This is a genomic window from Bathymodiolus platifrons methanotrophic gill symbiont, from assembly GCF_002189065.1.
Taxonomy (GTDB): Bacteria; Pseudomonadota; Gammaproteobacteria; order Methylococcales; family Methylomonadaceae; genus Methyloprofundus.
The window spans coordinates 1-22310 of record NZ_BDMN01000238.1; the positions used below are offsets into that span (position 1 = coordinate 1).

At 40.1% G+C, this 22310-nt stretch carries 24 protein-coding genes and 1 pseudogene; 22 read left to right on the forward strand and 3 right to left on the reverse strand.

All coding sequences use genetic code 11. The annotated features are described in order from the left end of the window. A partial coding sequence (locus CDZ78_RS22705) for a hypothetical protein (protein ID WP_211200769.1) occupies window positions 1-208 on the forward strand: 208 nt, incomplete at its 5' end. A 175-nt stretch (window positions 209-383) separates the two neighbouring features. Here the strand turns inward: CDZ78_RS22705 and CDZ78_RS13445 are convergent. Together CDZ78_RS13445 and CDZ78_RS13450 are read right to left on the reverse strand one after the other, a co-directional pair. Beyond that, window positions 384-1265, reverse strand: a complete 882-nt coding sequence (locus tag CDZ78_RS13445) for a DUF58 domain-containing protein (protein ID WP_087870469.1) — start codon at window positions 1263-1265, stop codon at window positions 384-386. Continuing rightward, complete coding sequence (locus CDZ78_RS13450) at window positions 1265-2251, reverse strand: AAA family ATPase (protein ID WP_087870470.1); 987 nt, start codon at window positions 2249-2251, stop codon at window positions 1265-1267. The genes CDZ78_RS13445 and CDZ78_RS13450 overlap by 1 nt, the downstream gene beginning before the upstream one ends. A gap of 190 nt (window positions 2252-2441) precedes the next feature. Here CDZ78_RS13450 and CDZ78_RS13455 point away from each other — a divergent pair, with 190 nt between their 5' ends. From CDZ78_RS13455 to CDZ78_RS13530, 20 genes are all read left to right on the forward strand, one after another. Further along, entirely contained in the window at window positions 2442-3194 is a 753-nt protein-coding gene (locus CDZ78_RS13455; RefSeq protein WP_087870471.1) for a DUF5765 domain-containing protein, read from the forward strand. A 143-nt stretch (window positions 3195-3337) separates the two neighbouring features. Continuing rightward, window positions 3338-4090, forward strand: a complete 753-nt coding sequence (locus CDZ78_RS13460; RefSeq protein ID WP_087870472.1) for a DUF5765 domain-containing protein — start codon at window positions 3338-3340, stop codon at window positions 4088-4090. A 213-nt stretch (window positions 4091-4303) separates the two neighbouring features. After that, a complete protein-coding gene (locus CDZ78_RS13465; RefSeq protein ID WP_087870484.1) occupies window positions 4304-5083 on the forward strand; it encodes a DUF3450 domain-containing protein in 780 nt (259 codons plus the stop codon). After that, window positions 5080-6408 (forward strand): MotA/TolQ/ExbB proton channel family protein, encoded by a 1329-nt coding sequence (locus CDZ78_RS13470; RefSeq protein WP_087870473.1) that lies wholly within the window; start codon window positions 5080-5082, stop codon window positions 6406-6408. The genes CDZ78_RS13465 and CDZ78_RS13470 overlap by 4 nt, the downstream gene beginning before the upstream one ends. Further along, a complete protein-coding gene (locus CDZ78_RS13475) occupies window positions 6408-6920 on the forward strand; it encodes a MotA/TolQ/ExbB proton channel family protein (RefSeq protein WP_087870474.1) in 513 nt (170 codons plus the stop codon). Before CDZ78_RS13470 ends, CDZ78_RS13475 begins: the two co-directional genes overlap by 1 nt. A gap of 110 nt (window positions 6921-7030) precedes the next feature. Then, complete coding sequence (locus CDZ78_RS13480; protein ID WP_087870475.1) at window positions 7031-7444, forward strand: ExbD/TolR family protein; 414 nt, start codon at window positions 7031-7033, stop codon at window positions 7442-7444. After that, a complete protein-coding gene (locus CDZ78_RS13485) occupies window positions 7441-8070 on the forward strand; it encodes an energy transducer TonB (protein ID WP_087870476.1) in 630 nt (209 codons plus the stop codon). The genes CDZ78_RS13480 and CDZ78_RS13485 overlap by 4 nt, the downstream gene beginning before the upstream one ends. Further along, on the forward strand, window positions 8067-9293 hold the full coding sequence (locus CDZ78_RS13490) for a tetratricopeptide repeat protein (RefSeq protein ID WP_087870477.1): 1227 nt from the start codon (window positions 8067-8069) through the stop codon (window positions 9291-9293). The genes CDZ78_RS13485 and CDZ78_RS13490 overlap by 4 nt, the downstream gene beginning before the upstream one ends. A gap of 119 nt (window positions 9294-9412) precedes the next feature. Then, window positions 9413-10564: a PDC sensor domain-containing protein gene (locus CDZ78_RS13495; RefSeq protein ID WP_087870478.1), complete on the forward strand. Its 1152-nt coding sequence runs from the start codon at window positions 9413-9415 to the stop codon at window positions 10562-10564. After that, window positions 10561-10923, forward strand: coding sequence for a hypothetical protein (locus CDZ78_RS13500; protein ID WP_087870479.1), 363 nt, complete (start codon window positions 10561-10563; stop codon window positions 10921-10923). The genes CDZ78_RS13495 and CDZ78_RS13500 overlap by 4 nt, the downstream gene beginning before the upstream one ends. Before the next feature lie 82 nt (window positions 10924-11005). Continuing rightward, window positions 11006-11278 (forward strand): hypothetical protein, encoded by a 273-nt coding sequence (locus tag CDZ78_RS23225; protein WP_087868120.1) that lies wholly within the window; start codon window positions 11006-11008, stop codon window positions 11276-11278. After that, a complete protein-coding gene (locus tag CDZ78_RS13505) occupies window positions 11275-12213 on the forward strand; it encodes an ISAzo13 family transposase (protein WP_230990505.1) in 939 nt (312 codons plus the stop codon). Before CDZ78_RS23225 ends, CDZ78_RS13505 begins: the two co-directional genes overlap by 4 nt. Then, window positions 12183-12794, forward strand: a complete 612-nt coding sequence (locus tag CDZ78_RS24335) for an HD-GYP domain-containing protein (RefSeq protein WP_373862489.1) — start codon at window positions 12183-12185, stop codon at window positions 12792-12794. The genes CDZ78_RS13505 and CDZ78_RS24335 overlap by 31 nt, the downstream gene beginning before the upstream one ends. Then, window positions 12776-13594 carry an HD-GYP domain-containing protein gene (locus CDZ78_RS24340; RefSeq protein WP_373862490.1) on the forward strand — a complete coding sequence of 273 codons (819 nt, stop codon included), beginning with the start codon at window positions 12776-12778 and terminating at the stop codon, window positions 13592-13594. Before CDZ78_RS24335 ends, CDZ78_RS24340 begins: the two co-directional genes overlap by 19 nt. Window positions 13595-13627: 33 nt before the next feature. Continuing rightward, window positions 13628-13900 (forward strand): hypothetical protein, encoded by a 273-nt coding sequence (locus CDZ78_RS23230; protein WP_087868120.1) that lies wholly within the window; start codon window positions 13628-13630, stop codon window positions 13898-13900. After that, on the forward strand, window positions 13897-14835 hold the full coding sequence (locus CDZ78_RS13515; RefSeq protein WP_230990509.1) for an ISAzo13 family transposase: 939 nt from the start codon (window positions 13897-13899) through the stop codon (window positions 14833-14835). Before CDZ78_RS23230 ends, CDZ78_RS13515 begins: the two co-directional genes overlap by 4 nt. A 21-nt stretch (window positions 14836-14856) precedes the next feature. Next, window positions 14857-14994 carry a hypothetical protein gene (locus CDZ78_RS21335; protein ID WP_174664580.1) on the forward strand — a complete coding sequence of 46 codons (138 nt, stop codon included), beginning with the start codon at window positions 14857-14859 and terminating at the stop codon, window positions 14992-14994. A gap of 562 nt (window positions 14995-15556) precedes the next feature. Continuing rightward, window positions 15557-18106 carry a ribonucleotide reductase barrel domain-containing protein gene (locus CDZ78_RS13520; protein ID WP_087870480.1) on the forward strand — a complete coding sequence of 850 codons (2550 nt, stop codon included), beginning with the start codon at window positions 15557-15559 and terminating at the stop codon, window positions 18104-18106. Between the two features lie 10 nt (window positions 18107-18116). Further along, on the forward strand, window positions 18117-18800 hold the full coding sequence (locus tag CDZ78_RS13525) for a TSCPD domain-containing protein (protein ID WP_087870481.1): 684 nt from the start codon (window positions 18117-18119) through the stop codon (window positions 18798-18800). A 94-nt stretch (window positions 18801-18894) separates the two neighbouring features. Beyond that, window positions 18895-19236, forward strand: a complete 342-nt coding sequence (locus CDZ78_RS13530; RefSeq protein ID WP_087870482.1) for a type II toxin-antitoxin system RelE/ParE family toxin — start codon at window positions 18895-18897, stop codon at window positions 19234-19236. On the opposite strand, the gene CDZ78_RS13535 is transcribed toward CDZ78_RS13530, so the two are convergent. Further along, a complete protein-coding gene (locus CDZ78_RS13535; RefSeq protein ID WP_087870483.1) occupies window positions 19229-19549 on the reverse strand; it encodes a helix-turn-helix domain-containing protein in 321 nt (106 codons plus the stop codon). The two genes, CDZ78_RS13530 and CDZ78_RS13535, sit on opposite strands and share 8 nt — an antisense overlap. Window positions 19550-19801: 252 nt before the next feature. On the opposite strand from CDZ78_RS13535, the pseudogene hsdR reads away from it, so the two are divergent. Further along, window positions 19802-22084, forward strand: a pseudogene (hsdR, locus tag CDZ78_RS13540) (EcoAI/FtnUII family type I restriction enzme subunit R); the annotation flags it as partial. Between the last annotated feature and the right edge of the window lie 226 nt (window positions 22085-22310).

The following is a 22310-nucleotide window of genomic DNA, read 5'->3' on the forward strand; positions in this document are numbered from 1 at the left end:
TCGGATGGCCTTTTATTTTGTCTCCACCTTCGCTATCGCTCAGACTCCGACAAAAGAACCGGCCCTACGGCTATTGCGGACTAAAAATCTTCACTTCGCTAAAGCTCCGTTTCCAGGATTTTCAGCGGGGGTTGCCAATTTGTTGTCAGGGCAAGGGAAAGTTTGCAATACATGCGTAACCATTCAGATCCCCTTTTGTAAAATGTGAGTTGAGGAGAGCTTTTCTAATAAAACCTCCCCTAACCCCTCCTTGCCAAGAGGGGGACTGAATGATTGCATACTTGCAGGAATCAAAAACTCAATAGTTATGGTGTCATGCATAGGAAATACCCAGAGCTCTTTGATACCACTTAATTGTTTGCTTCAATTTATAGAGCTTTAACTTATCTCAGCACTTCTACCGGCTTATCGTTACTAGCACAAAGCAGTAAGCGGATATTGAGTTTTTTGGTAAGTGTTTGTAGGTAGGAGCAGTGTTGTGAAAATTTTTCCTGATAACTCATTATCTGTTGTTTGTCGCTCGTATCAACCACTATGTCAGTCTTGGTATCAGTAAATCGATAACGACCTTTTGCCGGCAAATGACTTTCCAGAGGGTCATAAACCAGAATCATAATGACATCACAATGGCGCGCCAGTTTTGCCAGATAATTTTCGATAGTATGATTAATACCGCGAAAATCACTGATGATATAGACTAGGCTGCCAGGTTTAACATGATGATTTAAGCGAGCAATAATTTGTTCTAAATTAATGGGTGTCTGTTTGGCTTCTGTTTTGACTAGGGCATTAAAAAAATGCAAAACAGCCTGCTTGCCATTCTGGGGCTTTAGTTCGCGACAACTAGTATCAGTGAAAATTTGTCCTCCAATCCGATCGCCATGTCGCTCCGCGACCCAGGCCAGCAAGCCTGCCAGTTTTGCTGCCTGTACTGATTTAAAAACACCACGCGTCGCAAATTGCATTGAGGCCCGGTAATCAACTGAAATAAAAACAGGACGCTCACGTTCCTCGCGAAATAATTTAGTATGCGTCTTCCCAGTTCGAGCGGTTACTCGCCAGTCGATACTACGAATATCATCGCCAGCCTGATACATACGCACTTCATCGAACTCCATACCACGGCCTTTAGTGCGTGATACATAGCCGCCACTCTGTGGCGCACGAACACGCGAACGAAACAGCTTTAATGATGCTGCAGGTTTGGCCAGTTTAATTAGCATATCCAGCGTTACGCTAACTAATTCATTGGGGGTGTTTTCCATTAGGGTACAGCAATTCTGGAAATTAATTGCTGGATAAAGTCATCGCTAGTAATGCCTTCAGCTTCTGCTTCATAAGATAGAATCACTCGATGCCGTAAAACATCAAATGCCATATCCTGAATATCTTCCGGAGCAACAAAGTCTTTTCCATTTAGCCAGGCTTTGGCTCTTGCGCAACGATCTAGTGCAATGCTTGCGCGCGGACTAGCGCCATATTGCGACCAGTTAGCTAAATCCTCCCCATAGGCTCCCGGATTCCTTGTTGCAAGAATAATTTGTAGTAAATAATCCTCCAGATTATCTGCCATATAAGTATTGAGTACTTCCTTACGTGCGGCAAAAAGGCTTTCTTGACTGATGCTAACTGTTGCTGGTTTTTCTTTTGCGCTACTTTGTAAGGCTTCGCGACGAGCTAAATGCAGAATAAGTTTTTCATGCTCCGCCTGAGGGTAGTCGATTTTTACATGCAGTAGGAAGCGATCTAACTGTGCTTCAGGTAACGGATAGGTGCCCTCTTGCTCAATCGGGTTTTGCGTTGCCATTACTAAAAATAAGGGTGGTAACGGGTAGGTTGTGCTGCCCACTGTAATTTGCCTTTCGGCCATGGCTTCCAGTAATGCTGCCTGTACTTTAGCTGGTGAGCGGTTAATTTCATCCGCTAAAACCAGATTATGAAACAGTGGACCTTTCTGGAATTCAAAACTGCCTTGCTGAGGGCGATAAATTTCTGTTCCTGTTAGGTCGGCCGGTAGCAAATCAGGCGTAAATTGTACGCGGTGGAAGTCTGCTTGTATGCTATTGCTTAGCGCGTTGATTGCCCGTGTTTTTGCCAGGCCTGGCGCTCCCTCTACCAATATGTGTCCGTCGGCAAGTAAGGCAATTAACATACGTTCGACTAAAACATCCTGGCCAATAATTTGCTCACTGATAGAGCTTTTTAGTTGCTGTAAGGCGATAAGACTATCGCTAGTGCTTGTTTCTGACATAGCTTGTGTTTAATCCTGGATACTGCCTGAAAATAGAAAACAGCTATTTTAGTATAAAAAAATAATTTAACTAATATAAAAATTGCTGACTCAAAAGATAATCACAATATTTATAAGTTTTACCTGAATAGAATAAGGTATAATGAAGGGTTATTCATTAATAATAACAAGTTTTACGTAAGAGGTTAGTATGTGTTGGAGTGGTGAAGCATCAGCAGTTTTAGCAACTGTTGGGCTGGGAACGGCAGCGTATGTTGCAATTAAAGGTGAGTCAAAAGAGTTATGGATTCCATTAACTTATTTTGCCTTAATGGAGTTATTGCAAGCCGCAACTTATGTCTATATAGATGACTGTAGCTCGCCTCAGAATCAGATTCTCACGCTGTTTGGCTATGTTCATATTGCCTTCCAGCCATTTTTCGTCAATATGGTGGCGATGTATTTTATCCCTGAAAGCGTCAAGTTAAAAATAAGAACAACGGTCTACACACTTTGCGCAATGGCAGCTCTGGCGATGATCGTAAAAATGTTTCCATTTGCGTGGGCAGGACTTTGTAATATTGGCCAGGAAGGTTTTTGTGGCGATCAAATTTGCTCCGTCTCAGGTGCATGGCATATCGCATGGCAGATGCCTTTAAACGGATTGATGTCTGATCCAGTTTCATGGTTCCCTGGCTTTGAGTGGGGGCTGCATGGTTTTGTTTATATTTTATCAGCCTTCTATCTACCTTTTATTTATGGCTCATGGCGCTTTGTTGCTTTTCATTATGTTATCGGTCCCTGGATTTTAGATGTAACAACTGATGATCCAAATGAGTATTCAGCGGTATGGTGTTTATTTTCTATTGCTCTATGCGTCTCGGTTATTAAGTCCCCTATTAGAAAATATTTACATGTGACTAAATGGCCTTTTTACCAACGTACTGTTGGTGATTCCTTGTAATTATCCCCAGTAATCAGTACGACATGCAATAGCAAGGCCTGCTTACCTTCTGTGCTACTGACGAGTGTAATTTCGTTCTATGCGCATTGAATAAACTGGCCTTCCTATATTTAAGAATATTACGTTTATATTAAGAGTTTACTATGTGTTGGAGTGGAGAAGCATCAGCAGTTTTGGCCGCCGTTGGACTGGGTACTGCTGCCTATGTCGCGTTAAAAAATGAATCGAAGGAGTTATGGATTCCATTAACTTTTTTCGCTTTAATGGAACTATTACAAGCATTCACCTATGTCTACATTGACGAATGCAACTCGCCGACCAACCAGATACTTACGCTGTTTGGCTATATGCATATCGCTTTCCAGCCCTTCTTTATCAATATGGTGGCGATGTACTTTATTCCTGAAAGCGTTAAGTTAAAAATCAGAACCACGGTATACACTTTATGTGCTGTGGCAGCATTAGCAATGATTGTGAAAATGATGCCGTTTGCCTGGGCTGGTCTTTGTGTTATCGGGACTGAGGCTGTATGTGGTACACAAATATGTTCAACATCAGGTGCATGGCATATTGCATGGCAAATACCTTTAAATGATATCATGTCCCCTCCTGTATCCTGGTTGCCGGGGTTTGAAGGTGGCTTGCATGGCTTTGTCTATCTCTGGATCGGGTTTTACTTACCTTTCTTATATGGTTCATATCGTTTTGTTCTGTTTCATTGCATGGTTGGTCCATGGATTTCAGATGCTCTAACAGATGACCCTAATGAATTTGCAGCTGTCTGGTGCTTATTTTCTATTGCTCTGTGTGTCTCGGTTATTAAGTCACCGATCAGGAAATATTTACATGTCACTAAATGGCCTTTTTATCACCGTACTGTCAGTGATTCCTTATAGCGCATCATAGAGCTATAAGGAGTTTTCCTGAACCAACCGGTCACACATAAACAACTGTAGAGCGAGGCTTCAGCCCGCCATACTGCAAGCCTGGCTTTGAAACTAAGGTCTCGCCCTACAGATAGCAGGTGTGTCATATAGCGCATTGTATTTTATACAGACTGTGTTAAAGTTTTTTGTAACTCTTCCCATTTGATAAAAATATTTATAGTTATGCTTTTTTTATCCCGTAAATGCCAAATATTACTAGCGTCATCAGTATTAAGTTTAACTTCAGTTGCTGTTTTTGCTGATACGCTCTCGCAAACGATACAGACTGAAAATACCATTCAAAAAAATGCGGTCAAGTCGCAAAAAAATATAGATGGCCTGGATGACCGTACACGCAAGATGCTGGAGGAATTTCGTTCAGCAACTCGGCAAACAAAAACACTATTGACCTATAATGCTCATTTAAAGGCTTTACTTGATTCTCAAGAAGCAGAAAAAGCATCCTTTGAACAGCAACTTGAACAAATTGAAACAACACAACGTGAAATTGTACCGCTAATCTTGAATATGCAAGAAAGCCTGGAACAATTTGTACAACTGGATTTACCCTTCCTGCCTGATGAACGTAAGCAGCGTGTGACAGACTTAAAAGACATGATCACCAGAGCTGATGTAAGTAATGCGGAAAAATTTCGGCGCATTATTGAAGCTTATCAAATAGAAAATGATTACGGTAATACCATAGAGGCGTATCGTGCCAATCTAGAATTAGAAGGAAATATTAGCTCAGTAGATTTTTTACGCCTTGGTCGTGTAGCTCTGTACTATCAACGCCTTGATGGTAGTGAAACGGGGTTCTGGAATAATACAGAAAAACACTGGGAAACTTTACCGACAGAATATCGTAATGCTATCCGTCAGGGTTTGCGCATAGCACGCAAAGAAGCCGCGCCTGATTTATTAACCTTACCGGTTTCGACAGCAACAGGGGTTACTCAATGAGACTAGTTATCAGTTTTTTTCTAACTCTTTTATTATCTAATCACGCCTGGGCAGGGCATCAGGGTCTGGATCAATTATTACAAGATGTTAAACAAAGACAAATTGTTGAGCGCAAGATTAATAACGCTCGTGAAGCAGAGTTCCTTGCCGAAAAACAGACTCAGCAACAATTATTAAAAGCGGCCCAGACTGAACTGGCAAAACAGGAAAGGTTGAGCCGCCAATTAACAGAACATCTGGAAGCTAACGAAGAAATACTAGGCAAGTTTGAAGTTCAATTAAAAGAACGTAGCGGTGAACTAGGTGAGTTATTTGGTGTAGCTAGACAGGCAGCTGGTGATTTGAAAGCAGATTTACTCAACTCAATGGTTTCTGCGCAATATCCTGATCGTGCCGAACAATTGGATAGCATGATTGAAAGTAAAGCCCTACCAACGATAGATCAGCTGGAAAATCTGTGGTTCACCTTACAGCAGGAAATGACTGAATCAGGAAAAGTTGTTCGTTTTAAACGTGAGATTCAACTTGCTGACGGCAATAGACAAGATGCAGAAGTCACCCGTATTGGGTCATTTAATGCCATTGCTAACAACAGCTATTTACGTTATTCACCTGAAACCAAAATACTGGTCAGTCTAGCCCGACAGCCAGCAAGCAAATATCTAGATTTACTGGATTCATTTACTAATGATACATCGGGTTTAGCACCTATTGCTGTCGATCCAACTCGTGGTGTTATGCTCAGCATGCTGATTCAAACACCTGATACGCAAGAACGAATTCAGCAAGGTGGAGTGGTTGGTTACATTATTCTGATTTTAGGAGTGATAGGTTTTCTATATGCCGTATTACGCCTGATTATTCTGGCTAGTACTGGTCATAAAATGAAGCAACAAATGAGCGCTGAAGCAGCCTCTGATGATAATCCTTTAGGCCGCGTATTGGTCGCAACAGAGCAGAGTTCAACACAAGATGCCGCTGCATTGGAATTGATATTGGATGAAGCCATTACCCGTGAAGTGCCTAGTCTTGAAAAAGGGCTCTCTATGATTAAGCTGCTTGCTGCCGTTGCGCCTTTATTAGGATTATTAGGAACAGTAACAGGCATGATTGCCACCTTTCAATCTATTAGTTTATTTGGTACTGGTGATCCTAAGCTGATGGCTGACGGCATCTCTCAGGCATTAGTAACTACTATGTTAGGCTTGTGTGTCGCCATTCCTTTATTATTTTTACACAATTTAGTGTCCTCGCGCAGCAAAGCACTAGTGCAGATTTTAGATGAACAAAGTGCAGGAATCATGAGCCGTCGCGCAGGAAAATAATGGAATTTATAAACTACATTCGCAATTTCCTTTACTCCGGCGGTGATGTTTTATGGATTATTTTAGGCGTTGCTATTTGTTTATGGTGCCTGATTATTGAACGACTGATTTTTTTTAAACAAAATTATCCTGCCTTGCGCTCTAGCTGTCTTGATCGCTGGGATCAGCGTAATGATAAAACATCAGCCTATGCTTTATTTATTCGCCAGGAGTTGATTTCTAAGGCATTAATCCAGATGAACCATAATGTTTCGGTTATAAAAGTACTCATTGCCTTATGCCCTTTACTTGGTTTATTAGGCACAGTAACCGGTATGATTGATGTGTTTGATGTTATGGCGGTAACGGGTACAGGCACTGCCCGTGCCATGGCGGCCGGTGTATCTAAAGCAACCATACCGACTATGGCTGGTATGGTCATTGCCATAGCTGGGTTATATTTCAGTAAATTGATAGAAGAACGTGTCAGTGATGAATCTCATCACCTGGCTGATTTATTAAAATATCATTAATTTAAACACAGTGAGCTCTGTAGAGCGGACTTTAGTCCGCCATCAAATGCACCCTTTAAGATTAGCGGACTAAAGTCCGCTCTACGTTCACATAATTGAGATAAAAAACTATGCGCCGCAGAGCTAATCGTTCCTCATCAGAACAAAGTGCTGATATAGATATGACTCCCATGCTGGATATTGTATTTATTATGCTAATTTTCTTTATTGTGACCACTTCATTTGTCAAAGAGTCAGGGATAGATGTTAATCGTCCCAGCGCCAAAACAGGGGCCATTAAAGCACAAGGTAATATTATTGTCGGAATTAAGGCCAATGGTGATGTCTGGATAGATAAACGTCTGGTTGATTTTCGCGCGGTGCGTGCCAATGTCTCGCGTTTACATATGGAAAATCCACTTGGCTCAGTGATTATTGCGGCAGATAGAGAAACCAAAACACAGGATTTAGTCCAGGTCATTGATCAGATACGCCTGGCAGGTATTATGAATCCGGCTATTGCAACCGAGTCTGAATCACAGTGATTCGCATTGTACTCTCACTTTTTTCAGGAATCGCCATTGCGTTAGCCTTATTCTGGGCAATGCAATATATGATTAGCAATAACCAGCAGGGCTTAAAAGAAACCAGTAATCTACGCATGACGGAATTTGTACGTTTTAAGCGAGATTCTAAAATTCAAAGCAAAGACCGCCTGGTACCTGAAAAGCCTAAGCCTAAAGAACGCCCTAAACAGCCAAAGTTACAAACACATAGCGCAAAAGTCGCGAAAACAGCATTACCTGAGATGGATATGCCTAATCTGGATATCCCCTTACAAAACAGTAGTTTTGGTGGCTCAGTTTTAACAGGACTCAAAGTAGGCACTGGAAAAATCAGCACTAATGTCATTCCTTTAGTGAGAATTCCTCCTACTTATCCAATGCGTGCAGCAAATCGCCGTATTCAGGGTTGGGTAAAAGTGGAGTTTACTATTACTAAGGAAGGGACTGTAAAAGATGCGCTTGTCATCGCTTCTCACCCTAGCTCTATCTTTAATCGTGCTGCATTAAAAGCAATAAAACGATGGAAATTTAAACCTCATGTTATTGCCGGTGAAGCGTTTGAACAGCGGGCTGTACAAACCCTGGAATTTAAACTATCCCGATGAAAAATTTGCTTAGGAATAGCCTGAAAATTGGACTGATAAGTATTAGTCTGTGTATTCTGTCGCCTTCTCTATCTGCAGCAGAAAAATCGACCGCTATTTCGCCTTGGCTATACAAGCAACTGAGTAAAGCTGAGGGGTTTATTGGCAAGCAAGCTTATCCTCAGGCACGACAGAAATTACAAAAAATATTACCTGATCTGGATAAAAATAGTTATGAACAAGCCATTACCCTGCGTACCCTGGCATCTGTTTATGCACTTGAAAATCAGTATAAAAAGGCAGCTAAATTATTAGAACAAGCTCTGGCAACGGGAGCTCTAACTGAACAACAGCAACAGGAAGCCCTGCTTAATTTAGGCCAGTTGTATATGGCGACTGAGCAATATCAAAAAGCAGTTGATAAATTAGCTCCCTGGCTAAAACAGCATCCAGAAACAAAAAATACTCAGGTTAGAGTTCTATTGGCTAATGCCTACGCTCAATTAAAACAATATCGCAAAGCCATCCCCTATATAGAGTATGTTATTAAACACTCTAAACGTCCGAAAGAAAGCTGGTTACAATTAAATCTTGCATTGTATTACGAGCTGGAAAATTACTCGGTAGCAGCAGGTGTGTTACGACGGCTTATTACTCAATACCCGAATAAAAAAAACTATTGGCAACAGTTGGCATCCATTTACCAACAATTACAGCAGCATCGCAATGCATTAACGATAAAGCATTTAGCCTATAAAAAAGGCTTTATTGGTTCGGAATCCGATATTTTGCAGCTATTTAATCTGTTTCTATATAATAACCAGCCTTATCAGGCAGCCTTATTGTTAAGTAAGGAACTGGATATACAAAATGTAAAACAAACGTCTACAAACTGGGAGTTGCTTGCTAATGCGTGGACTAATGCTAGAGAATATAAACACGCAATCAATGCATTAGAAAAAGCCTCTACATTACACGAAAAAGGTGACCTTTATTTACAGCTTGGACGGATTCATGTTGAACAGGAATTATGGCAGGCTGCAATAACAGCGATTAATGAAGCGCTCAAAAAAGGTAGCTTAAAACATACTGGCGAAGCCTATATTTTGCTAGGTATGAGCTATTATGAATCAGGCCACTTAAAGCCTGCACAAAAAGCATTTAACAATGCACAGCGTCACCCTAAAACTAAAAAATCAGCAGGACAGTGGTTGAATTATATTGAAACGGAACGACGCAGTTAATATATTTCGCGCGCCATAGTTGCAGGTTTTATTGTGGATAGATTTTTGTCGAATAGTGTTTAGATAATATCTAAATCCCCTAAGTTGAAGGGTAAGCAGCTTTTCTATGGAAGTCTGACATGAAAGCAAAAAATAACTCTACTTACACACTTCACTTTACTACCAGCTCATTATTCATTACTTTGATTATTGTGTTTGGTGGTATTTTAAGCTGGCAAAACTACAAAAAAACCTCTGAAATTCTTATTGAGTCAGGCGATCAGGTATTCGACCAAATCAATACTGAGATAACACTAGAACTAGGCAGTATACGCAAATCAGTTATGCAGACTGTTAGCTTTATTGCGCATTCCTCTGTGGGGCAAACAAATTCAGTGCTTGCGCCTACACAATCATTAAACCTATTCAGCATTGCTCTTGCAAATGATAGCAATTTATCGGCCATACAAATTGGCTACCCCAATGGTGACTTTTTTATTATTCGCCCGATATATTCTGAACATACACGACAGACTTTCAAGGCCCCCGATGCAGCAAATTATATTGTAGATACGATCAATATCGACGAACAGGGTAAGCGCTCGCTGTTACGGTTATTTTATAATGCAAGGCTTCAGGAAATATCCCGAAATACAGCTATTCAAACGGCTTATGACCCTCGGGAGCGGCCATGGTATAAACAGGCGCTGGAAAGCAAGCAAGCTACGACCACCTCGCCATATCTATTTCATTTTTCGCACAAAGTTGGCTTAACATTAACGACTCAAGCCCCTTATCAAGGCCTTGTTGTTGCTGCAGATGTAACCCTCGATCAGCTTTCCAATACCCTGCAACACCGCAGTACTACACCTGGCTCCGAAATTGTCGTTTTCCAGAAAAATGCTGATGTATTAATTTACACTGACAATAGTCGCCTTATTATTAAAGCTAGTGATGGTAGTTTTAAGATGGCGAAACTATCAGAACTTGGTAGTGATGTGCTGGATTTTTTAAGCATAGATTTACAGCTTGAATCAAAATCGCTTAATTTCAAGTTTAATGAGCAATCCTGGCTAGGTGCCATCCGTGAAATGCACATCCCAGGAGGTCATAGTTTTTTTGTATTGATGGTCTCCCCTGAAAAAGAATTGTTGAGCTCAGCGATAAAAATTCGCGATCAATCACTGCTTATGACGGCGATTATCATTTTGTTAACTATTCCTATTGTCTGGCTGTTTGCGCGCAAAGTCTCCAGCCCTTTGCGCCGTCTCTTGCCAATGAAGCAGAATTGATCAGTAATTTTGATTTTAGTAGTCCGGTAAAAACACATTCAATGATTGCAGAAGTTGATGCGCTCTCTACTGCAATGAATATGATGAAGAGTACTATCAGTCAATTTCTTTCCTTAATCCATTCTCTGGCGGGTGAGCAAAACCTGGATACACTACTCCAGCGCATTACTCAGCAAACGATGCAAATAAGTGAAGCAGACGGTGCTGTTACTTATTTATATAAGGAAAAAGAAAATATTCTGGAACCTAGTTTTATGCATATCGGAGACGAGGATATAAAAAGCCTTAAAGAAATCAAAATGATCTCTTTAGATGAAGACAGTGCGCTTGGTAACTGCTTAGGAATGTGCACGAAATAACTTCCTGAAGCAGCCAAGCTTGAATAATGAAATATCTCCCCTAAATTAAGGTTATCTTAATTTATTACTCAGTGGTTGTCTTATGTCATTTCCTTATAAAAAAAATATCGAAAAGTCGATGAAGAAATTTTATGACTCACTTTGTGAAAAAAATAAGCGACGGTATGCCGCCATTGAAAGTGAAAAATTATCTCATGGTGGCGTTAACTATATTTCAGCTTTATTAGAGTGTGACCCAAAAACTATCCGCCAAGGAAAAAAAGAACTCACCGAATTAGAACTGGATATAACAGGAATCAGACAACCTGGAGGCGGTCGAAAAAAAAGACCTCTACCCCTGAATACAGTGGAATAGATCAAGACTTTTTAGATATTCTTCAACAGCATACAGCAGGCAATCCAATGAATTCATCTATTAGGTGGACTTATCTAAAGCCGCGTGAAATCGTCAGTGAATTATTAAAAAAGGGTTATTCTGTCAGTCGTAATATCGTTCGATATTTATTAAAAAAACATGAATATGTTAAGCGCAAAGCCCAGAAAAACATTACGATGGGTGGTCATCCTGACCGCAATGCTCAATTTGAAAATATTACCCAATTGAAGCAGGACTACCTGGATGCGGGAAACCCTGTTATTAGTATGGATACCAAAAAGAAAGAGTTATTGGGTACTTTTTATCGTAATGGATCGCTCTATACACAAGCAGCCATTCAAACGAATGATCATGATTTCCCTAGCTCTGCAACAGGCAGTGTTATTCCTCATGGGTTTTATGACCTCAAACGAAACACAGGATATATCACGCTTGGAACGAGTCATGATACCAGTGAATTTGCCTGTGATAGCTTATTTCAATGGTGGGTAAACGAGGGTATTATTCATTATCCTAAAGCAAAATCATTGTTGATCCTTTGCGATGGTGGAGGGAGTAACAGCTCACGGCACTACATTTTTAAAGAAGATTTACAAAAGACTGCGAATGCACTTGGATTGGAAATTAGGATTGCCCACTATCCTCCTTATACCTCCAAGTATAATCCCATTGAACATCGTTTTTTTCCTCATGTGACTCGTGCTTGTGAAGGTGTTGTATTTCACTCGGTTGAAACAGTTAAAACATTGATTTCTAGAACATCAACGTCAAAAGGACTAACAACAATTGTTCACATACTCGACAAAATATACGAGACAGGACGAAAATATGCCGCTGACTTCAAAGAAATAATGCCGATTGTATTTGATACACATTTACCAAAATGGAATTACCGTGCAATTCCTCAAGAATAATTAATATCGGGAAGTTGTTTCGTGCTTATTCCTTAGATAAAAAAGCCAGCAGTGTTATCGAACTATCATCAAAGCAGCCTAGCCAATTAAATGCTCTGTTAGATAAATTGGCAACAGATACTGCACAAATGATTGCTCTACCTTTACGTAACAGACAAGAGGAAACGATTGGCATACTGTGTTTATTGTACAAAAATCAAGCTGATAAAAAAAATAATGGCGAGCAGCATATTTCCTTTGTTCAAGCACTGTCGGGCTTTGCGGCAGTTTCCCTAGAAAGTCGCCAGTTGCTTATGCTACAGAAGGCCTTGCTGGAATCCTTTATTAAATTGATAGCCGGTGCGATTGACTCTAAATCACCATATACCGGCGGGCACTGTGCGCGAGTGCCAGAAATAACCAAACTTATCGCACAGGCGGCTTGTGCCAGTAATGACGCTCCTTTTCAGAATTTTCAACTCAATGAAGAGCAATGGGAGTCCTTATATATAGCCAGTTGGTTGCATGATTGCGGAAAAGTAACCACGCCTGAATACGTGGTTGATAAAGCGACGAAATTAGAATGCGAGTCGAGGTTTTAAAAAGAGATGCCGAAATTCGGTATTGGCAGCAAGTTGCTAATGGTGGAAACCCAGATACACTGCGTACAGACCTGAACAATAAATTACAAAAGCTGGATCAGGATTTTGCTTTTATTGCCGAATGTAATGAAGGCGGTGAATTTATGGCGCCGGAAAAGATTGAGCGTCTTGCAGAAATTGCCGACTATACATGGACCAGGACACTAGATGATAGGCTCGGTATTTCCTGGGAAGAAAGCCAGCGTAAACAAAGAGCGCCAGAAACAACATTGCCAACTGAAGAAAATTTACTCGCTGACAAAGTCGAACATATCATTGAGCGCAACGAAAGCGATAAAATGGCAGAAGACAATGCCTGGGGTTTTCGTATGGATGTGCCTGAATACAAATATAATCGTGGCGAATTGTATAACCTAGGCATCGAGCGGGGCACACTCACTGCGGAAGAGCGCTTTAAAATCAATGACCATATAGTACAAACCATTATTATGCTGGAGAATCTGCCATACCCTAAGCATTTGACAGAAGTACCTGCAATTGCCGGAAGCCACCATGAAAAAATGGATGGTACCGGTTATCCTAAGCGCTTAACTGGTAATGAAATGCCGGTAACAGCAAGGATAATGGCATTAGCGGATATTTTTGAAGCACTGACCGCTTCTGACAGACCGTATAAAAAAGCTAAAACGCTAAGTGAAGCAATACGCATTATGAGTTTTATGGTTAAAGATAAGGAATGTGCACGAAATAACATCCTGAAGCAGCCAAGCTTGAATAATGAAATATCTCCCCTAAATTAAGGTTATCTTAATTTATTACTCAGTGGTTGTCTTATGTCATTTCCTTATAAAAAAAATATCGAAAAGTCGATGAAGAAATTTTATGACTCACTTTGTGAAAAAAATAAGCGACGGTATGCCGCCATTGAAAGTGAAAAATTATCTCATGGTGGCGTTAACTATATTTCAGCTTTATTAGAGTGTGACCCAAAAACTATCCGCCAAGGAAAAAAAGAACTCACCGAATTAGAACTGGATATAACAGGAATCAGACAACCTGGAGGCGGTCGAAAAAAAAGACCTCTACCCCTGAATACAGTGGAATAGATCAAGACTTTTTAGATATTCTTCAACAGCATACAGCAGGCAATCCAATGAATTCATCTATTAGGTGGACTTATCTAAAGCCGCGTGAAATCGTCAGTGAATTATTAAAAAAGGGTTATTCTGTCAGTCGTAATATCGTTCGATATTTATTAAAAAAACATGAATATGTTAAGCGCAAAGCCCAGAAAAACATTACGATGGGTGGTCATCCTGACCGCAATGCTCAATTTGAAAATATTACCCAATTGAAGCAGGACTACCTGGATGCGGGAAACCCTGTTATTAGTATGGATACCAAAAAGAAAGAGTTATTGGGTACTTTTTATCGTAATGGATCGCTCTATACACAAGCAGCCATTCAAACGAATGATCATGATTTCCCTAGCTCTGCAACAGGCAGTGTTATTCCTCATGGGTTTTATGACCTCAAACGAAACACAGGATATATCACGCTTGGAACGAGTCATGATACCAGTGAATTTGCCTGTGATAGCTTATTTCAATGGTGGGTAAACGAGGGTATTATTCATTATCCTAAAGCAAAATCATTGTTGATCCTTTGCGATGGTGGAGGGAGTAACAGCTCACGGCACTACATTTTTAAAGAAGATTTACAAAAGACTGCGAATGCACTTGGATTGGAAATTAGGATTGCCCACTATCCTCCTTATACCTCCAAGTATAATCCCATTGAACATCGTTTTTTTCCTCATGTGACTCGTGCTTGTGAAGGTGTTGTATTTGACTCGGTTGAAACAGTTAAAACATTGATTTCTAGAACATCAACGTCAAAAGGACTAACAACAATTGTTCACATACTCGACAAAATATACGAGACAGGACGAAAATATGCCGCTGACTTCAAAGAAATAATGCCGATTGTATTTGATACACATTTACCAAAATGGAATTACCGTGCAATTCCTCAAGAATAATTAATATCGGGAAGTTGTTTCGTGCTTATTCCTAAGCATATAGATCCTGATGTATTCAGACTGTTTTTAAGCAGTGGGATTTATCAGCAATATGCCGAACAATATCTCAATCCTGTACAGATTGATGAGGTTGATATTAGCCAATACTGCAACTTGTAATATCGTTCAACCTAGAATCCGCAGTTAACCGTTATAAAGCACTATAAACGACTGAAAGTATAATATAGCCCGTATGAAGCTCTGCGTAATACGGGAGGGTATCGCGTCGATTTCCCGCATTCCGTAAACTTCATGCGGGCTACATAAGGTTGATATTTTAAAACTACAAGCTGGCTATCTATTGAGGAGTCCGATGGCAGCAATATCACTTTTTTGTCAATTAGCTGAGAGTTGTGGGTAGTCAGGAATATATAAGGCATTAAATTAGTTTTAGCTATTGTTGTTACTAAAAAAGCTAAAGCGCTGTCACTCCTCTGGCTATTAGCCTATTTTAATCGCTAGGCAGTCTTCATAACACGCGAGTACGATGAATGTTATTTTTAGATGAATACCCCCTATATAGTGTTTAGAATATTTTTAAGCACTATATCTTGTGTTATACTACAGCCTCAAAATTAGAACATGCCCATGCCTGCCGTGGCACAAGGTTTCCTTGCTTAATAAGGTAGCAGAGGAAAATTATGTCATGTCGAGACAATATACTTAGAAACAAGGAATAGATATGCCAACAAAGTTAAGTACTGACTTGGATGCCATTACCGATATCCCCTTACAAGATGCTTCAGCCGACATATGGGATACTAAATATCGCTTAAAAACCAAATCAGGCGCTGCTATTGATGGCAGTATTGATGAGACTTATCAACGAGTTGCTAAAGCCTTATCCAGTGTTGAAAAAGGTAAAGCCAAACAGGATTCATACTATAAAGAGTTTTTATGGGCTTTACGTCAGGGTGTTATTCCAGCCGGACGAATTATTTCTAATGCAGGTGCACACGAACACAAACCAGCGACTTCGACTATAAACTGTACTGTTTCAGGTTCTATTGTCGATTCGATGGATGATATCCTTGGCAAGGTACATGAAGCGGGGCTTACGTTAAAAGCAGGCTGTGGCATCGGTTATGAATTTTCCACCTTAAGACCTAAGGATGCATATGTCTCGGGAGCAGGTGCATATACCTCAGGCCCGCTGTCCTTTATGGATATTTACGACAAAATGTGTTTTACCGTTTCATCTGCGGGTGGGCGACGTGGCGCACAAATGGCGACTTTTGATATAGGCCATCCAGATGTCGTTGAATTTATCCGTGCTAAACGTGAAGATGGTCGTTTACGCCAGTTTAATTTATCTTTGCTCATTACCGCAGAATTTGTTGTAGCGGTGAAAGAAGATAAGTCCTGGCCTCTATCTTTTCCTATTATGCAACGCGAGCGGGAAGAAGATAATCTGGATTTGAATGATGAATCACTTATTCTCTGGCGTGATTTACCCCATACCGAAGGCTATGTTGAAAATGAAGATGGTCTGGTTGCCTGTAAAATAACAAAAACAATGCCAGCCCGTCGTTTGTGGGACATTATCATGTCTTCAACTTATGACTATGCTGAGCCAGGATTTATTCTGATTGATAAAGTCAATGAAATGAATAATAACTGGTTTTGTGAAGATATTCGGGCGACAAATCCTTGTCTAGCAGAAGGTACGCTAGTACATACACCTCAAGGCTTACGAAAAGTTGAAGCGATTAAAGAAGGTGATATTATTTCAACGGTTGATGGTTCAGGGGCAGTTGAAACAGTAGAAAAACACGAAAATGTAGCTGTTTTAAAAGTATCATTTTCCAATAAAAAATCACTTCTTGCTACTGAAGCACATATTTTTCATACTGTTAATGATAATGGAGTAATAAATAGAAATAAGCGTTTAGATGAGTTAATAGTCGGAGATTTAGTAAGTACATTTGATAATGGGCAATTAGCAACAACTGAAATTATTAATATTGAAGATGCTGGCGTTGCTACAGTTTATGATCTATATGAACCAAAATCAGATACATGGATTACAGAAACAATTGTTAATCGTGGATGTGGAGAGCAACCTCTCCCACCTTATGGATCATGCCTTCTAGGCTCCATCAACCTGACTCGATTTATTGAAAAACCGTTTACTGACAAAGCATCATTTAACTGGGCCGATTATCGTAAAACCATCCGCATTTTCACCCGCATGCTGGATAATGTTGTAGAAATAAATGGCTTACCATTAGAGAAACAACGCAAAGAAATCACATCTAAACGCCGTCATGGCATGGGTTATTTGGGCTTAGGCTCGACATTAACCATGTTAGGCATGAAATATGGTGATAAAGAATCATTGGGCTTTACTAGCGAAGTCACTAAAATTTTAGCCATAGAAGGCTGGAAAGAAGCACTTCATTTAGCTAAAGAAAAAGGCACTGCCCCCGCTCTTGAGCAGACTTATAAAGTGACTGGCTCCATGTTACATAAACGCCCAGAAATGGTAACTGACGGTTATAAGGCCGGCGATGAGATTGCAGGAAAAGTATTACATGCAAAATACAGTCGTTATATGCAACTGGTGGCACAGGAAGAGCCTGAATTGGTTGCACAATTAGCCGAACAGGGAGCGCGCTTTACTCACCATAGTTCAATTGCTCCAACAGGCACGATTTCACTCTCATTAGCCAATAATGCCAGTAATGGAATTGAGCCCAGTTTTGCTCATCATTATGCGCGTAATGTCATTCGTGAAGGCAAAAAGAGCAAAGAAAAAATCGATGTTTTTTCTTTTGAATTACTCGCTTATCGTGCTCTGGTTAATGATAAGGCGATGCCCTATAGCGAACAGGCAGACGAACAATTACCGGAGTACTTTATTACTGCAGATGCGATTACGCCTAAACAACATGTGGATGTACAAGCGGCAGCACAAGTATGGATCGATTCATCGATTTCAAAAACAGCTAATGTACCCACAGACTTTCCATACGAAGATTTTAAAGATGTCTATATGTATGCGTATGAGCAGGGCTTAAAAGGTTGCACAACTTTCCGTTTTAATCCTGAAGCTTTTCAAGGTGTACTGGTAAAAGAGTCAGACCTGGAAAATACCACCTATCAATTTACTCTGGAAGATGGCCATGTGATCGAATTAAAAGGTAATGAAGAAATTGAATACGATGGTGAAATGCACAGTGCAGCTAATTTGTTTGATGCCTTAAAAGAAGGCTACTACGGAAAATTCTAAGGCAGAAAAAATGAGCATAAAAATAGATAAAAAAATTGTCGGCTTTAAAGTCGTTACCAAAGAAGAACAGCAAGCAGCAGTAAAAGAGAAAGAAAAGCCAGATGTTATTAGCATGGACGAGCATGTATTACGCCCGGAAATGTTGTTTGGCTCGACCTATAAAATTAAAACCCCGCAATCAGAACATGCCCTGTATATCACAGTGAATGACATGATCCTGAATATGGGCACCGAGCACGAAGAACGTCGCCCCTATGAAGTATTTATTAACTCCAAAAATATGGAGCATTTTCAATGGGTACTTGCCTTAACCCGGGTTATTTCAGCCGTCTTTCGTAAAGGGGGAGATATCACCTTTATGGTTGAAGAGCTAAAAGCTGTGTTTGATCCTAAAGGTGGCTATTTCAAAAAAGGCGGTGTCTATATGCCTTCTTTAGTGGCTGAAATCGGTCATGCGATTGAGCAACATATGAAGCAGATCGGCATGTTAAAGGACATAGAACTGGAAGCACATCAGAAACAATTTCTTGCCGAAAAGCGCAAAGAGTTTGAAGCCAAACATGGCGAGCAGGCTGATGAAAGTAATGACTTTCCTGAGCAAGCCCAACTTTGTACTAAATGCCAGACTAAAGCCCTAGTATTGATGGATGGTTGTATGACTTGTTTGAATTGTGGGGAGAGCAAATGTGGGTAGATTTTAGAGTCTCATTATAAGTACTATTCAGTTGTGTAATGCTAGCACTACACAACGTTTATGAACTTATTATCCGAATTGAGGAGGCATAATAGTGACCGAAAAGAAATTTGCATTTGTTAATGCTGCCGCTGAAAGAGAGTATAAAGACCTGCCAAAGGATATACAGAGTGAATTTGGAACAAGCCTGAGAGCTATTCAAAAAAATAAGAAGCCATTTTTAATCATCACATCATTAAGCAGTATAGGTGCTGGTATTATAGAGTTGAAGATAAACGGACACCCTGCTTTTAGGTGTATCTATACTGCTAAATATTTGGATGTGGTATTTGTACTCCATTCATTTGAAAAAACAACGAATGGAGTGGATAAGCAGGCAATGAAAACTGCAAAAGCTAGGTATAAAGAGCTTAAGAGTGAGTTAAAAATTAAATAGATTCGCTTTTGACGCGCCTTATATCAATATTTGCACTATTGATATCGCCAAAAGTAAAGCGAGCTTTAAATCCAAGGGTATCAAGAACGGTAACTAAAAAATCCAAGGTGAATTTTTCTATTTTGCCATTCATAATGTCTGAAACGCGAGGCTGGCTTAAGCTGAGTTCTTTAGCAGCTTGTTGCTGTGTCCAGCCTTGACGTTCAATAATATCTCTAATCATGATAGTAATGTCAGCGCGTAAAACCATATTGCTTGCGACTTCAGCGGTTTCAGTCGCATGAAAAGGACTTTCGTAAAATTTTAGGGCCACTTCTGATCTCCTTGTTTATTTTTGTCTAGTTTATATAAAATTTTATATAATCTCAAGAGATGTGAGAAAAGTTTACACTCGCGCCTCTTAACAAAAAATTCATTTCAAAGTACTTGGATAATTCAATATTCGTTAGATTTGACGACTGTTGTATAACTCCTTAATATTATTGCTACTAACCAGCTAATCACTCCGCTGAAAGTAAGCTATTATTAAAATATAGCTTTAATTCAGTAAAGGAATAGTACCCATATGGACAAAAAATCACTCAGCGAAACTGACATCATCAGCAAATACATCATGCCAGCCGTACAAAATGCAGGCTGGGATTTGATGACACAAATCCGCCAAGAGGTTAAGTTACGTGATGGTAAAGTTATCGTACGTGGCCAGCTTGGTGTACGCAAGACGGTCAAATCAGCTGATATAGTGCTATATCATCAACCCAATATTCCATTAGCGGTCATTGAAGCTAAAGCCAATAAACACGAGGTTGGCAAAGGCATACAGCAAGGGCTAGATTATGCTCGATTACTGGAAGTACCCTTTGTGTTTTCATCTAACGGCGATGGGTTTATCTTTCACGACAAGACCAACACAGATCAACTCGAAACACAGATTCAATTATCAGACTTTCCCTCGCCAGAGCAGCTTTGGCAAAAGTATTGTAAATTTCGTGGATTCACAGCAGCACAATTACCACTAATCACCCAAAACTACCATGATGATGGCAGCGGTAAAACACCGCGTTATTATCAGTTACAAGCCATTAATAAAACCATCGAAGCGGTTTCAAAGGATAAAAACCGTATATTACTAGTCATGGCGACTGGTACGGGTAAAACTTACACCGCTTTTCAAATCATCTGGCGTTTATGGAAGGCTCGTCAGAAAAAACGTATTTTATTTTTGGCTGATCGAAATATTCTGGTTGATCAAACCCGTATCAATGACTTTCAACCCTTCGGTCAGGCAATGACTAAAGTAACTGGGCGTACAGTTGACCCTGCTTTTGAGATACACCTTGCCCTATATCAGGCGTTAACAGGGCCCGAAGAAAACCAAAAAGCCTATAAGCAAGTTGATAAAGACTTCTTTGATTTAATTATTATTGACGAGTGTCATAGAGGGAGTGCTGCTGAGGATAGTGCGTGGCGTGAAATATTGGAATATTTTAGCTCAGCCACTCAAATCGGTTTAACTGCAACACCTAAAGAAACAGAAGAAGTTTCAAATATTGATTACTTCGGTGAGCCAGTTTTCACTTACACCTTAAAACAAGGTATCGAGGATGGTTTCCTAGCACCCTACAAAGTTGTAAGAGTAGATATAGACATCGATTTGCAAGGCTGACGACCAACTAAAGGACAGGTCGATAAAAAGGGTGAACTGATTGATGACCGCATCTTTAACCAAAAAGATTTTGATCGTACTTTAGTAATAAATGAACGTACCGAATTAGTTGCACAAACCATTACCAGTTATTTAAAACGTACAGACCCAATGGCAAAAACCATTGTTTTCTGTAACGATATAGATCATGCCGAACGTATGCGCCGTGCATTAATTAATTTAAATCCAGGTCAAGTCGCTAAAAATGATAAATATGTCATGAAAATTACAGGCGATGATGAAATTGGTAAGGCCCAGCTAGATAATTTTATTAATCCAAAGAAAGCCTACCCTGTTATTGCCACAACATCAGAATTAATGAGTACAGGAGTCGATGCTAAAACCTGTAAACTTATTGTGCTGGATCAAAACATTCAATCCATGACGAAATTTAAACAAATTATTGGTCGTGGCACGCGTATCGACGAAAAATACAACAAACTCTGGTTCACCATTTTAGACTTTAAAAAAGCCACCGAGCTTTTTGCCGATGAAGATTTTGATGGGCCGCCTGAAAAAATATTGAATACCAAACCTGAAGTTATCATTGATGAGGAGTGTGATGACTTTATCACTGAGCTTACAGGAGCTGATGAAAATATATCGAATAATGATCTGTTAGGTACCAATGAACCAGAACCTGAGTATGACCCTCGCAGTGATAATTTTGACACAGGCGAAATAAATACCGACTGGGGTGAAGATGAAAGTCGCTTTATTAAATTTCAAGTTTCTGGCATTACAGTTAAGAAAATAGCCGAAAGAGTGCAGTATTACGATACCGATGGCAAGCTAGTCACCGAATCCTTTAAAGATTACACCCGTAATACAATATTAAAACAATACTCTTCACTAGATGATTTTATTCAAAAATGGCAAGATGCTGATCGAAAGCAAGTTATTATTGATGAATTAGCGGTAGAAGGCGTTATTTGGGGAGCGTTGGACGATGATATAAGCAAAGATCTTGATCCATTCGATCTTATTTGCCACATTGCCTTTGACCAGCCCGCATTAACGCGACAAGAGCGTGCTAATAATGTTAAAAAACGCAATTACTTTACCAAGTATTCAGAAACAGCTCAAAAAGTCTTAAACGCCTTACTAGATGGATATGCTGATGAAGGCGTTAAAGCCATAGAAGGCCAGGCGCGCCATGCTACCTCACGAAATTCCGGGACTCCTGTCGCCATAATTCGTTCACCTACGCAGCGGATGGGAGATGCCCTGAACGCCCTGCGTCCGCAACGACTACGCACAAAAGCCGCTTCGTCATTACTACCTCACTGGCTGGACGGCTATTCGGAATGCAATTCTTGCTCCTCTCGCGTGCTGCTAGCACACGTCGAATCAGCGAATTGCCCTGTCG

Bases quoted from the DNA above. Each gene is read 5' to 3' on its own strand.
- CDZ78_RS13445 (WP_087870469.1), bottom strand. From the start codon at position 1,265: ATGGAAAACACCCCCAATGAATTAGTTAGCGTAACGCTGGATATGCTA.
- CDZ78_RS13450 (WP_087870470.1), bottom strand. From the start codon at position 2,251: ATGTCAGAAACAAGCACTAGCGATAGTCTTATCGCCTTACAGCAACTA.
- CDZ78_RS13455 (WP_087870471.1), top strand. From the start codon at position 2,442: ATGTGTTGGAGTGGTGAAGCATCAGCAGTTTTAGCAACTGTTGGGCTG.
- CDZ78_RS13460 (WP_087870472.1), top strand. From the start codon at position 3,338: ATGTGTTGGAGTGGAGAAGCATCAGCAGTTTTGGCCGCCGTTGGACTG.
- CDZ78_RS13465 (WP_087870484.1), top strand. From the start codon at position 4,304: ATGCTTTTTTTATCCCGTAAATGCCAAATATTACTAGCGTCATCAGTA.
- CDZ78_RS13470 (WP_087870473.1), top strand. From the start codon at position 5,080: ATGAGACTAGTTATCAGTTTTTTTCTAACTCTTTTATTATCTAATCAC.
- CDZ78_RS13475 (WP_087870474.1), top strand. From the start codon at position 6,408: ATGGAATTTATAAACTACATTCGCAATTTCCTTTACTCCGGCGGTGAT.
- CDZ78_RS13480 (WP_087870475.1), top strand. From the start codon at position 7,031: ATGCGCCGCAGAGCTAATCGTTCCTCATCAGAACAAAGTGCTGATATA.
- CDZ78_RS13490 (WP_087870477.1), top strand. From the start codon at position 8,067: ATGAAAAATTTGCTTAGGAATAGCCTGAAAATTGGACTGATAAGTATT.
- CDZ78_RS13495 (WP_087870478.1), top strand. From the start codon at position 9,413: ATGAAAGCAAAAAATAACTCTACTTACACACTTCACTTTACTACCAGC.
- CDZ78_RS23225 (WP_087868120.1), top strand. From the start codon at position 11,006: ATGTCATTTCCTTATAAAAAAAATATCGAAAAGTCGATGAAGAAATTT.
- CDZ78_RS24335 (WP_373862489.1), top strand. From the start codon at position 12,183: ATGGAATTACCGTGCAATTCCTCAAGAATAATTAATATCGGGAAGTTG.
- CDZ78_RS24340 (WP_373862490.1), top strand. From the start codon at position 12,776: ATGCGAGTCGAGGTTTTAAAAAGAGATGCCGAAATTCGGTATTGGCAG.
- CDZ78_RS23230 (WP_087868120.1), top strand. From the start codon at position 13,628: ATGTCATTTCCTTATAAAAAAAATATCGAAAAGTCGATGAAGAAATTT.
- CDZ78_RS13520 (WP_087870480.1), top strand. From the start codon at position 15,557: ATGCCAACAAAGTTAAGTACTGACTTGGATGCCATTACCGATATCCCC.
- CDZ78_RS13525 (WP_087870481.1), top strand. From the start codon at position 18,117: ATGAGCATAAAAATAGATAAAAAAATTGTCGGCTTTAAAGTCGTTACC.